This is a genomic window from Neisseria sp. P0014.S009 (assembly GCF_051958155.1).
In the GTDB taxonomy this organism is placed as follows: domain Bacteria; phylum Pseudomonadota; class Gammaproteobacteria; order Burkholderiales; family Neisseriaceae; genus Neisseria; species Neisseria flavescens_C.
This window is the reverse complement of the sequence record NZ_JBQCVS010000001.1, coordinates 215,695-232,556: the sequence shown is the minus strand read 5'-3', so window position 1 is coordinate 232,556 and position 16,862 is coordinate 215,695. Positions and strand designations below refer to the sequence as shown.

Annotated in this window: 14 protein-coding genes; 8 read left to right on the top strand and 6 right to left on the bottom strand. The window is 49.3% G+C overall.

Annotated elements, in window-relative coordinates:
• Positions 1 to 55: 55 nt before the first annotated feature.
• Complete coding sequence (locus ACTHS4_RS01100; protein WP_314273278.1) at positions 56 to 1,975, bottom strand: TonB-dependent receptor; 1,920 nt, start codon at positions 1,973 to 1,975, stop codon at positions 56 to 58.
• Between the two features lie 309 nt (positions 1,976 to 2,284).
• Here ACTHS4_RS01100 and fumC point away from each other — a divergent pair, with 309 nt between their 5' ends.
• A complete protein-coding gene (fumC, locus tag ACTHS4_RS01095; RefSeq protein WP_440365393.1) occupies positions 2,285 to 3,673 on the top strand; it encodes a class II fumarate hydratase in 1,389 nt (462 codons plus the stop codon).
• A 50-nt stretch (positions 3,674 to 3,723) separates the two neighbouring features.
• Here fumC and ACTHS4_RS01090 read toward each other — a convergent pair whose 3' ends face one another.
• Both ACTHS4_RS01090 and argH read right to left on the bottom strand, forming a co-directional pair.
• The gene (locus tag ACTHS4_RS01090) at positions 3,724 to 4,248 is read right to left on the bottom strand and encodes a hypothetical protein (protein ID WP_285070550.1); all 525 of its coding nucleotides are present in this window, start codon (positions 4,246 to 4,248) and stop codon (positions 3,724 to 3,726) included.
• 167 nt (positions 4,249 to 4,415) lie between these two features.
• Positions 4,416 to 5,795 carry an argininosuccinate lyase gene (argH, locus tag ACTHS4_RS01085; RefSeq protein WP_440365391.1) on the bottom strand — a complete coding sequence of 460 codons (1,380 nt, stop codon included), beginning with the start codon at positions 5,793 to 5,795 and terminating at the stop codon, positions 4,416 to 4,418.
• Positions 5,796 to 5,888: 93 nt separating this feature from the next.
• On the opposite strand from argH, the gene ACTHS4_RS01080 reads away from it, so the two are divergent.
• Both ACTHS4_RS01080 and acnB read left to right on the top strand, forming a co-directional pair.
• Positions 5,889 to 6,926 (top strand): sensor histidine kinase, encoded by a 1,038-nt coding sequence (locus ACTHS4_RS01080; RefSeq protein ID WP_049331614.1) that lies wholly within the window; start codon positions 5,889 to 5,891, stop codon positions 6,924 to 6,926.
• 200 nt (positions 6,927 to 7,126) lie between these two features.
• Entirely contained in the window at positions 7,127 to 9,712 is a 2,586-nt protein-coding gene (gene acnB / locus ACTHS4_RS01075) for a bifunctional aconitate hydratase 2/2-methylisocitrate dehydratase (RefSeq protein WP_070826570.1), read from the top strand.
• 183 nt (positions 9,713 to 9,895) lie between these two features.
• Here acnB and ACTHS4_RS01070 read toward each other — a convergent pair whose 3' ends face one another.
• On the bottom strand, positions 9,896 to 11,290 hold the full coding sequence (locus ACTHS4_RS01070) for a DEAD/DEAH box helicase (RefSeq protein ID WP_141761483.1): 1,395 nt from the start codon (positions 11,288 to 11,290) through the stop codon (positions 9,896 to 9,898).
• Positions 11,291 to 11,719: 429 nt separating this feature from the next.
• Here ACTHS4_RS01070 and ACTHS4_RS01065 point away from each other — a divergent pair, with 429 nt between their 5' ends.
• Positions 11,720 to 12,052: a hypothetical protein gene (locus ACTHS4_RS01065; protein WP_070826568.1), complete on the top strand. Its 333-nt coding sequence runs from the start codon at positions 11,720 to 11,722 to the stop codon at positions 12,050 to 12,052.
• Between the two features lie 207 nt (positions 12,053 to 12,259).
• Here the strand turns inward: ACTHS4_RS01065 and clpX are convergent, their stop codons facing one another.
• On the bottom strand, positions 12,260 to 13,525 hold the full coding sequence (clpX, locus tag ACTHS4_RS01060; protein ID WP_371459985.1) for an ATP-dependent Clp protease ATP-binding subunit ClpX: 1,266 nt from the start codon (positions 13,523 to 13,525) through the stop codon (positions 12,260 to 12,262).
• Positions 13,526 to 13,837: 312 nt separating this feature from the next.
• Here clpX and ACTHS4_RS01055 point away from each other — a divergent pair, with 312 nt between their 5' ends.
• Positions 13,838 to 14,746: a serine hydrolase gene (locus tag ACTHS4_RS01055; protein ID WP_371460028.1), complete on the top strand. Its 909-nt coding sequence runs from the start codon at positions 13,838 to 13,840 to the stop codon at positions 14,744 to 14,746.
• 108 nt (positions 14,747 to 14,854) lie between these two features.
• Entirely contained in the window at positions 14,855 to 15,628 is a 774-nt protein-coding gene (locus ACTHS4_RS01050) for a M48 family metallopeptidase (protein ID WP_070849393.1), read from the top strand.
• Positions 15,629 to 15,691: 63 nt separating this feature from the next.
• Here ACTHS4_RS01050 and ACTHS4_RS01045 read toward each other — a convergent pair whose 3' ends face one another.
• A complete protein-coding gene (locus tag ACTHS4_RS01045) occupies positions 15,692 to 16,186 on the bottom strand; it encodes a DMP19 family protein (RefSeq protein ID WP_070826598.1) in 495 nt (164 codons plus the stop codon).
• A 113-nt stretch (positions 16,187 to 16,299) separates the two neighbouring features.
• Between ACTHS4_RS01045 and ACTHS4_RS01040 the strand changes: the two genes are divergently transcribed.
• Positions 16,300 to 16,497 carry a zinc-finger domain-containing protein gene (locus ACTHS4_RS01040; RefSeq protein WP_003745781.1) on the top strand — a complete coding sequence of 66 codons (198 nt, stop codon included), beginning with the start codon at positions 16,300 to 16,302 and terminating at the stop codon, positions 16,495 to 16,497.
• A 3-nt stretch (positions 16,498 to 16,500) separates the two neighbouring features.
• A complete protein-coding gene (locus ACTHS4_RS01035) occupies positions 16,501 to 16,857 on the top strand; it encodes a hypothetical protein (RefSeq protein ID WP_063067965.1) in 357 nt (118 codons plus the stop codon).
• The last annotated feature ends 5 nt before the right edge of the window (positions 16,858 to 16,862 follow it).

The window sequence follows — 16,862 nt, the reverse complement described above, 5'->3', positions numbered from 1 at the left end:
TTTATCTCCTAATTCTTAATAAGCCAATGCAGGCATTCTTTCAGACGGCCTGATTTTAAAACGCCGCATGTAAACTCAACCAATATGTCCTGCCCGGTGCATACACCACGCTGGGGGATAGGGCGAGGACGTGGTCGCCGCTGATGTATTCGGCGTATTTTTTGTTGAACACGTTGTTCACGCCCAAGCGTAAGCCGTATTTGTCTTTGATGTTTACGCCTGCGTAAAGGTCGGCAACGGTAAAGCCTTTGGCGGCTTCGCGTTTGTCTATGCCCAGACCGCTTGCCGCGTCAAAATCGCCGCGCGTTTGTTTGGCGACAAAGCGTGTTGCGGCGCCGATGTTGTAGCTGCCGTGGGCAAAGTAGTTTTTGTAGTCAGCTTGGACGGCGGCTTCAAACGGACGGATTTGATAGAGCGGCCTGCCGTCGGTTTCATTGTGTCCGTAGTTGTAGGTGGCTTTGATGCCTGCCGCCCAATGCGGATTGAAGTTGTAACGCGCGTAGGCCTGCGCGGTAAACAAGCGTGCGTCCACGTTGCGTGTGATGATGCCGCTGCCTTTGGAGGCCGTGCCGCTTTGTCCGTGGGCGCGGTCAAAAATAATCAGGTCTTTGACTTTATCCGCCACAAGCGTGCCGCCTACGTTCCAGCCCACGCCTGCCAACGAGTTCATATAGCCGTTGTAGTAGTCGTTGCGGCTGTCGGCGGTGAGCTTGATGCGGTTATGTTTTTCGGTTTTCAGCAGGGGATTGCCTGCGATGGCGGCGGCTGAATTTTGGTTCATCAGCGCGCCGTTCATGCGGTTTTGCACGATGGCGGCAAGCGAGTTGAAGCGTTCGGTGTTGTCGCCGATGCGTTCTAAGTGAGCAAGGGAAACGCTGTATTTTTGCGTTTCAGACGGCGTGAAATCGTATTTGAGTTCACCGGAGAAGGCATGGCGGCGAACTTTGCCGTTGAAGTCGTAGCCGTAATGGGTTTTCCAGATTTGTTGCGATGAAGCGAAGGCAAGGTTGCGGTTCATCGGATGGGCGGGCTGCGCCGTATTTTTGCGTACGTCCGCTTCGTTGATTTCGTAGCTTAAGCCCAAGCCCAGTTTGTGTTGGTCGTTGAACTTGTAAGACAGGGTATCGGCGATGCGCCAGCGGTCGATGTGAACATCGGCGAAACGGTAGCCGTTGAGGAAATCACGCATGGCGGTGTGGGTGTTGCGCTCGCCGTTTTGGCTGTCGTTGCGGTAGCTGACGGCGGCGGTGTTGTGGAATTTGCCGAAGTCTGCATCGTGTTTGAGCGAGAAATCATACACTTTGCGGTCAAGCTCTACGAACACTTGCTGCGGCGTGTTGTTTGGACGCAGGGAGTAATTGTCGGCATGGCGTTTGAGTTTGATGACGCCTGCTTCAGCACTGACCGTATTGCTCAAATCAGCATTGCCCCAACGCGCGTTGAGTTTGGCGATGTGTCGTTCGGTATCCAATGCGTCGTTGACGAACTGCGGCTGGCGGTCGTTGTTGATGTCGTCGTGTAGGTAGGTGAGGCGGTATTCCTGGTTTTCAGACGGTACGAAACCGAATACCAAAGCTTGATTAAAACGGCTGTATTTCCAATCGGTCTGATTGCCGTCTCCGTCTTTATAGCCGTTGGCCTTGGTGTGATTGAGGTTGGCCACGCCGTACACTTTTGCCCCACGCGCTTGCGCGGTAATGGAGTTGTAAAAACTTTTGCCGTAGAAGCCGCTGTTCGCTTTCAGCGGACGGAAGGCTTGGTCTATGTTTTCGGTAACAAAGTAATGATTGCTGCGGTCGGTGCGGTCGAATTGGTTTTCGGGGAAATAGCCTTGTGCTGCGGTCGGAGCAATCGGTTTGGGAGGGGAGAAGGTTTTGACAGGCTGGATTTCATCAGGGTCTGCCAAGGTTTCGGCAAAGCCGTTTGCGGCGGCAAAACTGCTCATTAACAAGCAAATCAAATGGTTTTGTTTCATGATCTATATCCTGATAATCATTTTTATTTATTATGCTCTTAGAGAGAAGCAAAGTAAAGAAACGATAAGGTATTTATTGTCGATAAACACCTAGCGCAAAATACAAATCGGCAAGAAGGAGAATTTTTAGAAGAGGGGAGTGGCGGCGCAGGTTGTATTTGCTCCGAAATCGGGTTTTGTCTACTATTAATATTTCAGGGTAATAAAGCAAAAGGCCGTCTGAAAACCCCTCTCTTTTCAGACGGCCTTTTGCTGGGTATAATAAATTTAAGAATCATTATTATTTCTGTTTAAATATAGGAGAAACGCATGAGTACCCGTACCGAACACGACACCATGGGCAATGTCGAAGTCCCGTCCGAAGCCTATTGGGGCGCGCAGACCCAGCGCAGCCGCAACAATTTCAAAATCGGCGGCGAAACCCTGCCGCAGCCGTTGATTTATGCTTTGGCGCTGGTAAAAAAAGCCGCAGCCGCCACCAATGTTTCCCTCGGCAGGATTAAGCCCGAACAGGCAGATTTGATTACGCAGGCGGCAGATGATGTGTTGAACGGCAAGCTTGACGGGCAGTTCCCATTGGTAGTGTGGCAGACCGGCTCCGGCACGCAGTCCAATATGAACATGAACGAAGTGCTGGCGAACCGCGCCAACGAAATCGCTGGTACGGGTTTGGCAGCGTACCAGCCCGTCCATCCCAACGACCATGTGAACCACGCGCAATCGACCAACGATGCGTTCCCGACCGCCATCCACGTTGCCGCCGCGATTGAAATCAACCGCCACCTTATTCCGGCGGTAAAAGCCCTGCGCGATACATTGGACAAAAAAGCCAAAGAATTCGCCCCTATCGTCAAAATCGGCCGCACCCATTTGCAGGACGCGACGCCGCTGACTTTGGGACAAGAATTTTCCGGCTACGTTTCCCAGCTCGATCACGGTTTAGGCCGTCTGAACGATGCGCTTAAAGACTTGTATGAACTCGCTTTGGGCGGCACGGCGGTCGGCACGGGCTTAAACAGCCATCCCGAATACGCCGAAAAAGCCGCCGCCAAACTCGCCGAACTGTCCGGCCTGCCATTTGTCAGCGCGCCGAACAAATTTGAAGCCTTGGGCGGACGCGATGCCGCCGTTGCCGCTTCGGGCGCATTGAAAACGCTGGCGGCAAGCCTGAACAAAATCGCCAACGACATCCGTTGGCTGGCAAGCGGCCCGCGCTGCGGTTTGGGCGAAATCAAAATCCCCGAAAACGAGCCGGGTTCGTCCATCATGCCGGGCAAAGTCAACCCGACCCAATGCGAAGCAATGACCATGGTGTGCTGCCAAGTGTTCGGTAACGACGTCACCATCGGCATGGCAGGCGCATCGGGCAACTTCGAGCTGAACGTCTATATGCCCGTTATCGCCTACAATCTCTTGCAATCCATCCGCCTGTTGGGCGATGCGTGCAACAGCTTTAATGAAAACTGCGCCATCGGCATAGAACCCGTACCGGAAAAAATTGACTATTTCTTGCACCATTCCCTGATGCTGGTTACTGCATTAAACCGTAAAATTGGTTACGAAAATGCCGCCAAAGTCGCCAAAACCGCCTACAAAAACGACAAATCGTTGCGCGAAACCGCCATCGAATTGGGCTTGTTGACAGGCGAGGAGTTTGACGAATTGGTCGTTCCTGCCGATATGGTTCATCCGCGTTAAGCTTTAATAATGAAACATGCCGTCTGAAAATGTTTTCAGACGGCATGTTTTTATGCTGCGCTTGTCTTTTCTTCAAATAGGGCAACAATCATTGGCAGTAAATTGATGCCCATTAGAAATATTATTGAGCTCAGAAATGTACGCCAGGCGTAATGCCACGCCTCCGTTTTGTCTGCTTGGGGGAGGAGCGATGCAGTATAGCGGTTGTGTAGGGTTTTTGCGGTGTCATTGTTTTCCAAATAGTCCAGCGAAAGTACCAATAATTTGCCCGTGTCCTTATGCTGTAAGAATTTGGCATGTTCAACCCAGATGCCTGGCTTGGCCTGTTCGCATAAAGATTCAATGCCGACGCAAGAGGCTAAGCTGTTTTGGTTGTTTTGCAAAATCGACAGCTCGTTTTTTTCAGCCTGCATGGCTGCGGGGGAGGTTTGATGAAGGTATACGCTCATGCCGTTGCTCTCTATTGCTTGAAAATCATGGAGCTGGCTGAATCCGCCATTTTCCCAGGCAACGAATACGGCATAGCATCCGCAGCATAAGCAGATCATGATCAATTTTAAGACAATGTTTTTCATCCTTGCTCCTTTAGTATGAAGATGGCGGCAAAGTCAGGAGGCGTGTTTTCTCGTTTGAAGGTAAGTTTAGGTTTATCTGTTTTTATTGTGCGGTTGAGTGTAACACAGGTAATCAAAAGGCCGTCTGAAAATTTTCAGACGGCCTTTTATTATGTGTTTAGATGGGTTTAAGCCAATAATTCACGCCAGCGTTTCACTTGGAAACGGACTTGTTCAGGCGCAGTGCCGCCCAAGTGGTTGCGCGCGTTTAAGCTGCCTTCGGGTGTCAGCACGCTGTAAACGTCGTCAGCAATCAAACCGCTGAAACCTTGCAGGACTTCAAGCGGCAATTCGCTCAAATCAACGCCAGCCTCATCGGCATGGCGCACGGCTTGGGCAACGACTTCATGACTGTCACGGAAGGGCATGCCTTTTTTCACCAAGTAATCCGCCAAGTCGGTAGCCGTTGCAAAACCCTGCATTACGGCGGCGCGCATATTGTCGGGTTTGACGGTCACGCCGCGCATCATGTCGGCGTAAATACGCAGGGTGTCGATAAGCGAGTCGGCAGTGTCAAACAAAGGCTCTTTGTCTTCCTGATTGTCTTTGTTGTATGCCAAAGGCTGCGATTTCATCAGGGTAACCAGGCCGATCAGGTGGCCAATCACGCGACCGGATTTACCGCGCACGAGTTCGGGTACGTCGGGGTTTTTCTTTTGCGGCATGATGGACGAGCCGGTGCAGAAACGGTCGGCAATATCGATGAAGCCGAAACGCGGGCTCATCCACAAAATCAATTCTTCGGAAAGGCGGCTCAGGTGAACCATAATCAGAGAAGCAGCGGCTGTGAACTCAATGGCAAAATCGCGGTCAGATACGGCATCGAGCGAGTTTTGGCAGATTTGTTCAAAGCCCAACAGCTCGGCGGTAATTTCGCGTTGAATCGGGTAGGTGGTACCGGCAAGGGCTGCGGCGCCGAGCGGCATACGGTTGACGCGTTTGCGGCAGTCGGCCATGCGCTCGAAATCGCGGCCGAGCATTTCAACGTAGGCGAGCATGTGATGCCCGAAGCTGACCGGCTGGGCAACTTGCAGGTGGGTAAAGCCGGGCATGACGGTTTCGGCGTTTTGTTCTGCCAAATCGACCAAGGCCGTCTGAAGGTTTTGAATCAGGCTTTGAATAACGGTAATTTGATCACGCAGCCACAGGCGGATATCGGTAGCGACTTGATCGTTGCGGCTGCGGCCGGTGTGCAGGCGTTTGCCGGCATCGCCGATTTTGTCGGTAAGGCGGCGTTCGATGTTCATGTGGACATCTTCCAAATCCAGCGACCAGGAAATCGTTCCTTCCTTGATTTCTGCTATAATCTCGGCCATGCCCTGACGGATGGCGGAGAGGTCGTCTTCGCTCAAAACGCCCGACTGTGTCAGCATTTGCGCGTGTGCCAGCGAGCCTTGGATGTCCCATTCTGCCAGTCGTTTGTCAAAATCAATCGAGCCGGTATATTTTTTGACCAGCTCGGAAACAGGTTCGTTAAAACGGCCTGACCAGGTTTTGTCCTTGCTCATATCAGCATCCTTAAAATATAAATAAAAAAACAGGGTCTACGTCTTCAATATAGCAGACCCGTCTATACATTATGAAAGAAAACGGTTGAAATCATGTCTATTATACGTCAAATAAACCAGAATTTCGCAGTGCCGGATTTGCGCAATTCCGCAACTTTGGTGCGCCTGCTCATTGTTTTGTTAATCAGTTTGTTTATCTTTCCGTTGATGACGGTATCGGGCGTGCCTTATCCGGAACAGATTTTCCAACATTTTTCATGGGCTTGCCCCGTCATCCTTTTAATTTTACTCAAGGTCTATTTCTTACAGGCATTTGCGCCGTCCCTGCTTCGCTCGCAGTACAGCGTCGTGGTTTCCTACGTCTCCAACCTGCTGATTTTCTTGTTTGTCGATCTAGTGATTTTGAAGACGGAAATTTGGCCGCTGATTCAACACTTCTTCTTGCTGACCTTTTTTTGTTTCAGTTTCATGTACATCGAAGCAGCCCGCCGCAACAGCCTTGCGCCTTCCATTTCCGAAGCCAGACTGAGCGCGTTGACAGCGCGTATCCGTCCGCATTTCTTGTTTAACAGCTTGAATGCCGCCATCAGCTTAATCCGTCTGCGCCCGTATGATGCGGAAACTCTGTTGGAAAATCTGGCCAACCTGTTCCGAGCACAACTACGCGACGGTAGTCAAAACAGTACCTTGGGGCAGGAAATCGAGTGGGCGCAAGAATATATTGCCATCGAGCAAATCCGCATGGGACATATGCGCGTACAGGTTATGTGGCAGCACCATGCGCCCGATGATGCGGAAACGCCGCATCTGCTGCTGCAACCGCTTTTGGAAAATGCCGTATTTCACGGTGTCGAATCTATCCACCGTCCAGGGATAATTACGGTATTAACAAAATTGGAAAAATCATCTATTTTCATCAGTATCGAAAATCCGTGCGGAACAGAACCTAACGAAAATACCAAGCCGCATAAAGGCAATTCTATGGCTCTGCGCAATCTGAAAGAGCGCCTGACTTTGATGTATGACACCGACGCGAAAATCAGAAACATCCAATCAGACGGCCTGTTCCGCGTTGAAATCATATTGCCGTACCGTAAAAAATCAGCCGAAGTTTCCCGTCTGTTTGGCTAAAACGCGTAGAAGAGGGCGGCTTTGGATAGGTTGGACTATTAATACATTAAACAAAATAGTTTAAATTTATTACACTCAGTAACATAACTGTTCCCATTTTTTGAAAACTGGTCTATGATACTTAAAAGGATTGTTTACAATCCTTAATTGCAAATCATTTGCAACTGCCCAGAAGAAAAAACAGAAAAAGGAACAAAGAGATGTTAGAAGCCTATCGTAAAGCCGCCGCCGAGCGCGCCGCCCTTGGTATTCCCGCCCTTCCTCTGACTGCTCAGCAGACTGCTGATTTGGTTGAGCTGCTGAAAAATCCACCTGCCGGTGAAGGTGAATTCTTGGTTGAGCTGTTGGCTCACCGCGTACCACCCGGTGTGGATGATGCCGCCAAAGTTAAAGCCTCATTTTTGGCAGCCGTTGCCGAAGGCAGCGCATCCAGTCCGCTGATTTCCCCTGAGTATGCTACCGAGCTGTTGGGTACCATGCTTGGCGGCTACAACATTCATGCACTCATCGAACTCTTGGACAACGACAAACTTGCGCCTATTGCTGCAAATGGTCTGAAACACACTCTGTTGATGTTTGACTCTTTCCACGATGTTCAAGAAAAAGCCGAAAAAGGCAATAAATACGCGCAAGAAGTATTGCAATCTTGGGCAGATGCCGAATGGTTCACCTCACGCGCCAAAGTTCCAGAAAAAATCACTGTTACCGTCTTCAAAGTCGATGGTGAAACCAATACAGACGACCTCTCTCCTGCACCTGATGCATGGAGCCGTCCTGATATCCCTCTGCACGCGCTGGCGATGTTAAAAAACCCGCGCGATGGCATCACGCCTGACAAACCGGGCGAAGTCGGTCCGATTAAATTATTGGAAGAACTCAAAGCTAAAGGCCATCCGGTTGCTTACGTTGGCGACGTGGTCGGTACCGGTTCTTCACGTAAATCTGCTACCAACTCTGTGATTTGGCATACAGGCGAAGATATTCCGTTCGTACCGAACAAACGTTTTGGCGGCGTATGCCTGGGTGGCAAAATTGCGCCGATTTTCTTCAATACTCAAGAAGACTCCGGCGCATTGCCGATTGAAGTTGATGTATCTGCTCTGAAAATGGGCGATGTCGTCGATATCCTGCCTTATGAAGGCAAAATCGTGAAAAACGGCGAAACTGTTGCCGAGTTCAGCCTGAAATCACAAGTATTGCTGGACGAAGTGCAAGCCGGTGGCCGTATCAACTTGATTATTGGTCGCGGTCTGACTGCCAAAGCGCGCGAAGCACTGAAATTGCCTGCTTCTACCGAGTTCCGTCTGCCTCAAGCGCCTGCCGAAAGCAAAGCCGGTTTCACCTTGGCTCAAAAAATGGTTGGCCGTGCCTGCGGTTTGCCGGAAGGCAAAGGCGTGCGTCCGGGTACTTACTGCGAACCACGCATGACTACTGTTGGCTCGCAAGATACTACCGGTCCGATGACTCGCGACGAATTGAAAGACCTGGCTTGCTTGGGCTTCTCAGCAGATATGGTGATGCAGTCTTTCTGTCACACCGCGGCTTATCCAAAACCTGTCGATGTGAGAACTCATAAAGAATTGCCTGCTTTCATCTCTACCCGTGGCGGTGTATCCCTGCGTCCGGGTGATGGCGTGATTCACTCATGGCTCAACCGTCTGCTGTTGCCTGATACAGTTGGTACCGGCGGCGACAGCCACACCCGTTTCCCTATCGGTATTTCTTTCCCTGCCGGCTCCGGCTTGGTTGCTTTCGCAGCAGCCACCGGTGTGATGCCGCTCGATATGCCTGAGTCTGTATTGGTACGCTTCAGCGGTAAACTGCAACCGGGCGTAACCCTGCGTGACTTGGTGAACGCCATTCCGCTGTACGCGATTAAACAAGGTCTGCTTACTGTTGCCAAAGCCGGTAAGAAAAACATCTTCTCCGGCCGCATCCTCGAAATCGAAGGTCTGCCTGATTTGAAAGTGGAACAAGCCTTTGAATTAACTGACGCGTCCGCCGAACGCTCCGCTGCAGGCTGTACTGTGAAGCTCAACAAAGAGCCGATTATCGAGTACATGAAATCCAATATTGTGTTGATGAAAAACATGATTGCCAACGGCTATCAAGATTCGCGCACTTTGGAACGCCGTATCAAAGCCATGGAAGCATGGTTGGCAAATCCTGAGTTGCTCGAAGCAGATAAAGATGCCGAATACGCCGCCGTGATTGAAATCAACATGGACGACATTAAAGAGCCGATTATTGCTTGCCCGAACGACCCAGATGACGTGTGCTTCATGTCTGAACGCTCCGGCACCAAAATTGACGAAGTGTTCATCGGTTCTTGTATGACCAACATCGGCCACTTCCGCGCCGCTTCCAAACTCTTGGAAGGCAAGAGCGATATTCCCGTGCGCCTGTGGGTAGCGCCGCCGACCAAAATGGACGCGAAAGAGTTGTCCGACGAAGGCCACTACGGCGTACTCGGCCGTGCCGGCGCGCGTATGGAAATGCCGGGTTGCTCATTGTGTATGGGTAACCAAGCACAAGTACACGAAGGCGCGACTGTAATGTCCACATCTACCCGTAACTTCCCGAACCGCTTGGGTAAAAACACCTTTGTTTACCTCGGCTCGGCTGAGTTGGCGGCAATCTGCTCCAAACTGGGTAAAATCCCGACTGTTGAAGAATACCAAGCCAATATCGGTATCATCAACGAGCAGGGCGACCAAATCTACCGCTACATGAACTTCAACGAAATCGACAGCTACAACGAAGTAGCCGAAACCGTGAATGTTTAAGGTAACAAGCTAAACCGATTTTCAGACGGCCTAAAATAATAAAGGCCGTCTGAAACGGAAAAATAAAGGGCGTGTTTATCACGTCCTTTTTATTTTCAGCTTAATAAAAGGCCGTCTGAAAGATAAGTTTCAGACGGCCTTTGCTTAGGATAAATAATCAGAAAACCGATTAATCAGCGTTGTTTACTTTACGCCAAAACCAGGTTGAAGCAGGGCGCAAGGCTGACGCTCGTGACGGCTGCGGCGTGTTCTGCCGGCAATTTTGCCGCAGACAATACCCGGATCGTTTTTCTCTTCTACTTTTTTCGAGTTTTTGTCTGACTTATTCGCATATTCGTTGCGTTTGTTTCTATCATCGCGGCGAGAGCGGCTGTCGTTGTGCTGAACCGGTTGCGCTTCGGCTTCATCTTGATTGTCGTTGCCCCACCAATGCGGCTCAAAGCCTTCGATGCGTTCCACATTCAAATCGCTGCCGGTTAGTTCTTTAATAGATTCAAACATTTTCTGTTCGGTTTTATCCATTAAGGAAATGGCAACGCCGTCAGCACCGGCTCGGCCGGTGCGTCCGATGCGGTGGACGTAGTCTTCAGGTTGGGTTGGCAGCTCGTAGTTGATGACGAAAGGCAACTCGGCAATATCCAGGCCGCGTGCGGCAACGTCAGTGGCAACCAAAACGCGTAATGTACCTTCTTTAAAGGCGTTGAGGGTTTCCAGTCGGCTTTGTTGGGATTTGTCGCCGTGGATGGATTGCGCGGCAATGTTGCGGCGGACGAGGTCGCGGGTAACTTGATCGACGCTTTGTTTGGTTTTGCAGAAAACAATAACTTGATTCATATGCAAATCAACAATCAGACGTTCGAGCAGGTTGCGTTTTTTAAGTGCATCAACGGCAATGATGTGTTGCTCGACATTGGCGTTGGTGGTGTTTTGCGCGGCCACCTCGACCATTTCAGGCGTGTGCATAAAATCTTGCGCAAGCTTGCGGATAGGCGGTGAGAAAGTGGCGGAAAAAAGCAGGGTTTGTCGCTGTTTGGGCAACATCTGCATGATTTTGCGGATATCGTCGATGAAACCCATATCAAGCATACGGTCGGCTTCATCGAGTACGACGATTTCAACTTTGTTTAAATTAATGTTTTTTTGTTTGACGTGGTCGAGCAGTCGGCCAACCGTAGCGACAACGATTTCACAACCGGCGCGCAAGTCGGCAGTTTGTTTGTCCATATTGACGCCGCCGAAGAGTACGGTATGGCGCAAAGGAAGATTTTTAATATATGCCTGCACGTTTTGATCGATTTGATCGGCCAGTTCGCGGGTCGGGGTCAATACCAACATGCGGACAGGGTGCATGGCAGGGGAGGTGCTGGATGTGGCGTAGCGTTTCAGGCGTTCGAGGCTGGGCAGCATAAAGGCGGCGGTTTTACCTGTGCCGGTTTGTGCTGCGGCCAAAAGATCGTGTCCTGCCAAGGCTTTAGGAATCGCTGCGGCTTGGATAGGCGTCGGGTTTTCATACCCTTGATCGGTTAGGGCAGAGACTAATTCGCTGCCTAAACCGAGTGAAGAGAAAGGATTCATGATGGTGGCTTTCTGTTCAGACGGCCTTTTGAATGGTGAGGCCGTCTGAAAAATCTGATTCTGAAATGGATAAACCGCAGTATGATGTTGATTCTGCGGTTTGAAAAAATGGGGAGCGGGATAATCCGTCAAGTAGCCCATTATGCCATAAAAAGAGGGACTCCCCAAATGATGGTTGCGACTAGGAGCAGCTACGTTTTGATATTTTTACAGTGAAAAAACAGAAAAAATGATTGGTCTGCAAGATTTTGAGTTTATTGAGGATTAAGCATTTGTCTTAACTTCAATAGAATTAATTTATCAAAAACTTACAGGCTGAAATGAAACTAAATTGTACTCATGTACTCAATATTGGGGTACAGAGCTTGTTTTTTGGCCTGTATCTCCCGTTTAACGGTAAACCATAAAATCAAAATTTAGGAATATACAATTATGAAAACTTTATTGATCGCTCTTGCAACTGGTAGCCTGATGTTGGCAGCTTGTTCTTCTTCCAAACCTGAAGAAGCGGCAGCGCCACGCATCACTGTTGAAGAAGCAATGACTCAATGCCAACAAGCATCTGGTGAAAATGCTGACCGCGCTGTGTTTGATGCTTGCATGAAAGGCAAAGGCTATCAACGTACGGCTGAATCAGCTGCCTCCGAGCCTGCTGCATCTGAGCCGGTAGCTGCTCCTGAAACTGCTGCTCCTGAAGCTGCGGCTTCTGAGCCTGCCGCCAAAGCTGCTCCTGCTAAAAAAGCTGTTAAGAAAGCAAAAAAATAAGCTTCATAAAATTCAAGGAAGTCACCATCATCAATACTCCGGATGAAGGCAGACTTAGAGCAACTTGAAAACAAAAGCCGTCTGAATATGTTTCAGACGGCCTTTGTTTTTTATGTATAAGGACATTATTAGAAAATATGGTTTTGGTTTTATTAAGAAAATAAAAAAGACGTGTAACGGGTACACGTCTTTTTCGGAGAATAAACCTTATTGCTTATATTCGCTGCCGTCTTCGCGGAAAAGTTTTGGCTGTTCGCCTTTTTCCACCACCTCTTTATTGATGACAACTTTGGCTACGTCTTTCAAATCTGGTAGGGCGTACATGGTGTCCAAGAGACAGCGTTCGACGATAGAGCGCAGACCGCGCGCACCGGTTTTGCGTTCCATCGCCAGTTTGGCAATGCTGCGCAAAGCGTCTTCTTCAAACTCAAGGCCGACATCTTCCATTTCAAACAAGGTTTGGTATTGTTTGACCAAGGCGTTTTTCGGTTCGGTCAAAATGTTGACCAAAGCATCTTCGTCCAATTCTGCCAGTGTGGCAATCACAGGCAGACGGCCGATAAGCTCGGGAATCAAACCGAATTTAATCAAGTCTTCAGGCTCAACTGTTTCAAACAGAGCTGAAATATCGGCGTTTTCATCTTTGCTGTGTACCGCAGCACCAAAGCCGATACCGCCTTTTTCAGTACGTTGGCGGATGACTTTTTCCAAGCCGGCAAATGCACCGCCGCAGATAAAGAGGATGTTGGTGGTGTCAACGTTGATGAATTCTTGGTTCGGATGTTTGCGGCCACCTTGAGGGGGAACGCTGGCTACCGTGCCTTCAATCAGTTTCAGCAAGGCTTGTTGCACGCCTTCGCCGGATACGTCGCGCGTAATGGACGGATTGTCGCTTTTACGTGAGATTTTATCGATTTCATCAATATAAACGATGCCACGCTGGGCTTTTTCAACGTCAAAATCACATTTGCCCAAAAGTTTGGTGATGATTTGTTCGACGTCTTCACCGACATAACCGGCTTCGGTCAAGGTTGTGGCATCCGCCATAACAAAAGGGACATCCAGTTTGCGCGCCAAAGATTGCGCCAACAGGGTTTTACCTGAGCCGGTAGGGCCGATCAGCAGAATATTGGATTTTGACAATTCGACTTTGCCGTCTGCTTTTGGATGGCGCAGGCGTTTGTAGTGGTTGTAAACCGATACTGCCAATGCTTTTTTTGCGTGTTCCTGACCGATAACGTGGTCGTTGAGGTTGGCAACGATTTCGGCCGGGGTAGGCAGTTTTTTCTCGGCGTTTTCTTCGTTCGCTTTGGCAAGCTCGTTTTCAATTTTGCCGGATTCGTTGTCTTGCAGCATCATGCCGCAAGTTTCTACACATTCGTTGCAGATGAAGGCGTGTTCGCCTTCGATCAGATTTTTAACGTCGTTTTCGGACTTCCCGCAGAATGAACAGGTGCGTTTTTCTTCAGACATAATAATTTCTTCGTATGGTTGTATGGAGGCTGTGTTGTAAAGGGGGAACAGATATTTCGGGCAGATTGCCGGATTGAGGGAATGCCTCTGACAAAGGAGCCTAAGTATAATGACTATCTTGTGTTTTTTCAAATCAGAGCAGGCATTGCGCCGTGTCGTCTAAGAAACAGATGAGGGCGCTGGATTTGAATATCTCGCAAACAAACGCAAAGTTTTCTCAACTCGCTTTACAATTAGAGAAAAATTTAACAGAATGTTGAATTAAATGTATTTTTTGAATTGGCAGATATGAAATTCTATAAAACTTTAGGAATGGTATGGACAGGTGTGGCATTGGCTTTTGCTTCCGCGCCTGCCGTTGCCGATGATATGGATGTATTGGGACAATTTTTGGAGCAAAATTTCCCAGTGCAAAATGACCCGATGGAAGCTTTTGCGTTGAGTCATGCCGACCAAGTCGAAGCTCAAGCCGCTTTGGCAGGCCCTCTGCTTTCTTCGCAATCTGCTTTGATTTTCAATAATAAAACCGGTGAAGTGCTGTATCAGAAAAACCCTGATCGTGTCATGCCGATTGCCTCTATTTCCAAATTGATGAGCGCGATGGTGGTGTTGGATGCGCATCTGGATATGAACGAGCCTATCACGATTACCGAGGCTGAAATCGACCGTTTGAAAGGTACGGGCAGCCGTTTGAGCATCGGCACGACGCTGACACGCGGCGAACTGTTGCACCTGAGCCTGATGAGCAGTGAAAACCGTGCTACTCATGCGTTGGGCCGTACTTATCCGGGCGGTATGAGCGCGTTTGTTGCGGCAATGAATGCCAAAGCGCAAAGCCTGGGTATGACCAGCAGCCGTTTCTATGAGCCTACCGGTTTGAATTTCCAAAACGTTTCAACTGCGCGTGATTTGAACCGCATGGTTGCGGCAGCCAGCAAATATCCTCTGATCCGCAAAAATTCGACTTCAAATTACGGCTCGGTTTGGACGGCAAACGGTCGTCAAAACTACAAAAACTCCAATGCCTTGGTGCGTGAGGGCAACTGGAATATCGAATTGCAGAAAACCGGCTATATCCGCGAGGCAGGACGTTCTATGGTGGTTAAGGCCAATGTACAGAATCAGCCGATTACCATTGTATTGCTCAACTCTCCGTCTTCTACAACCCGAGTGAACGATGCGCGTAAGATTGAGTCTTGGATGTTGCAGCGCCGTTCTTAAATATTACGCTTAAAGGCCGTCTGAAACCGTTCAGACGGCCTTTTGTGTAAAGTGTATTAAATTTGGGTACAATGTCGTTACATTAACTTAAAAACACAGAGAGAAAACATGTTGAAAAAATGGAATAAAAAATATTGGGCCGGCATGGGCGTGATTTTGGCGTTGACCGGCTGTACTTCTGTAGCGGATATGGTTGGCTACGATACTGCGACTTTGAATGAAGACGCGGCTAAAAGTTACTCACAAGTCATCCAAAAAGCGCGTGGTCAAAAAGCTTTGGATGTTTCATCTCCAACTGCTCAACGCGTTCAACGCGTGTTTGCACGTCTGCGTCCTCATGCTGAGCGCGCCAACAAAACCGGCGTGCCTTTCAACTGGCAGATGAACGTTATCCGCAGTGATGAAATGAACGCATGGGCAATGCCGGGCGGTAAAATGGCCGTGTACACCGGCATAGTAGAGAAATTGAAGCTGACTGATGATGAAATTGCCGCCGTTGTCGGCCATGAAATGACCCATGCTCTGTTGGAACACAGTAAAAAAGCTTTGGGCGGACAAGTATTGACCGGCTTGGGTGGTTCGATTTTGGCCAGCTCAACCGGTGTGGATGGTGATTTGGTCGGCTTGGGTGCAGATTTATTGGCAACCAAACCGTTCTCACGCCATCAGGAAAGCGAAGCTGATGCCGGCGGTGTACGTTTGATGGCTGAAGCAGGCTACAACCCTGAGGCTGCGGTAAGCGTGTGGGAAAAAATGAACAAAGTACAGGGCGGCAGCTCATTGTCTATTTTGTCGACCCACCCGACCAATCAGGCGCGTATCAATGCAATCCGCAAAATGTTGCCTGAAGTGATGCCGATTTATCAGAAAAACAAACGTTAATTCGATGTATTGATGATTTTGCCGGTTTGAACAGATGATTCAAACCGGCAAAGTTTTATGGTTTCAGTCTGACAGTTTGGCAAATTTATCCCAATTTGCCTGAACGTAGGCTGCTGCGGTTTCCAAGTCTTCGTCGGCAACGTCATAATAATCGCCGTCAAGCTCTTCAAAATCGGGAAAAGTTTTGCGGATTTCGTCGAAATCCCTTTGCTCGTCTGCCATTTTTTCAATGGCTTCGCCGTGTTTTTCGTACAGGGCTTTGGCTTTGTCTAAGATTTTCGGTATCGGTTTGATGCGCCAGCGGCGCAGGCTGTCGGCAACCGGATTGCCAAAGATGTATTCTCCGTATCCTGAAGCGATAAGCTGTACGAAGCCGCCTTCTTGAACTTGGCTGTCGAGGTAGCAAAGGGCGGTCAATGTATGCTGTTCGTCGTTGAGGCCGGACATTTCCTCATCGCCTGCCTGTTCGGTGTGGTCCAAATAGGCTGCGCTGAGTGTATAAAGAAATGAAGCGGAATCGGAAGTATTGAAATCTTGAAGGCGGAGCAGGATAGTCATAATCATCAAAGGCCGTCTGAAAAAAGTGATTATATAATGTTTTCAGTCTGAACCTACCGGCCGTTTTGCTTTACAATATCGGAAGATAAGAAAACATAGTGAGGAACCAAACCATGAGTACACAGTCTGAAAAAAACGTTGTAGTCATCAAACCGCAGGATTTGCCGCTGCATTGCTCCGGCCCTAATCATGAAACATGGAACGGCCATCCGCGCGTGTTCTTGCCGATTCAGTCCAACAGCGAGATTGAATGCCCGTATTGCGGCACTTATTACCGTCTTGATGGCGAGATTCCGCATCACCATTACTAATCTATGCCTATGTTGAACAAAATCATCTGCGCTTTGTGCGTGAGTTTGTGCGCTGCGTGCGGTTCGTATAAGGCCGTGCGTCCAGACGCGCCGTTACCGGTCATTGCACAGGCGCAGACGTATTCTGTCCGTTATCAATCCGTACAAGGTCGGACGATTACTGCAATTTATATCAACAGCCACAGCCCGATGATGGTTGAGCTGCGTGAAGGCAATACAGTTGAGAAACTGGTGCAAGTCCGCTTGCGCAGTCAGGGCGTAGAGTACGCCAATCCAAGCTCGCGTTGGCAGATTGGCGATGGGTTTGCCGTGCTGATTCGCGGCGGGAAAGAAGTTGTATTTAAAGAGATTGTGGAATAGGGCGG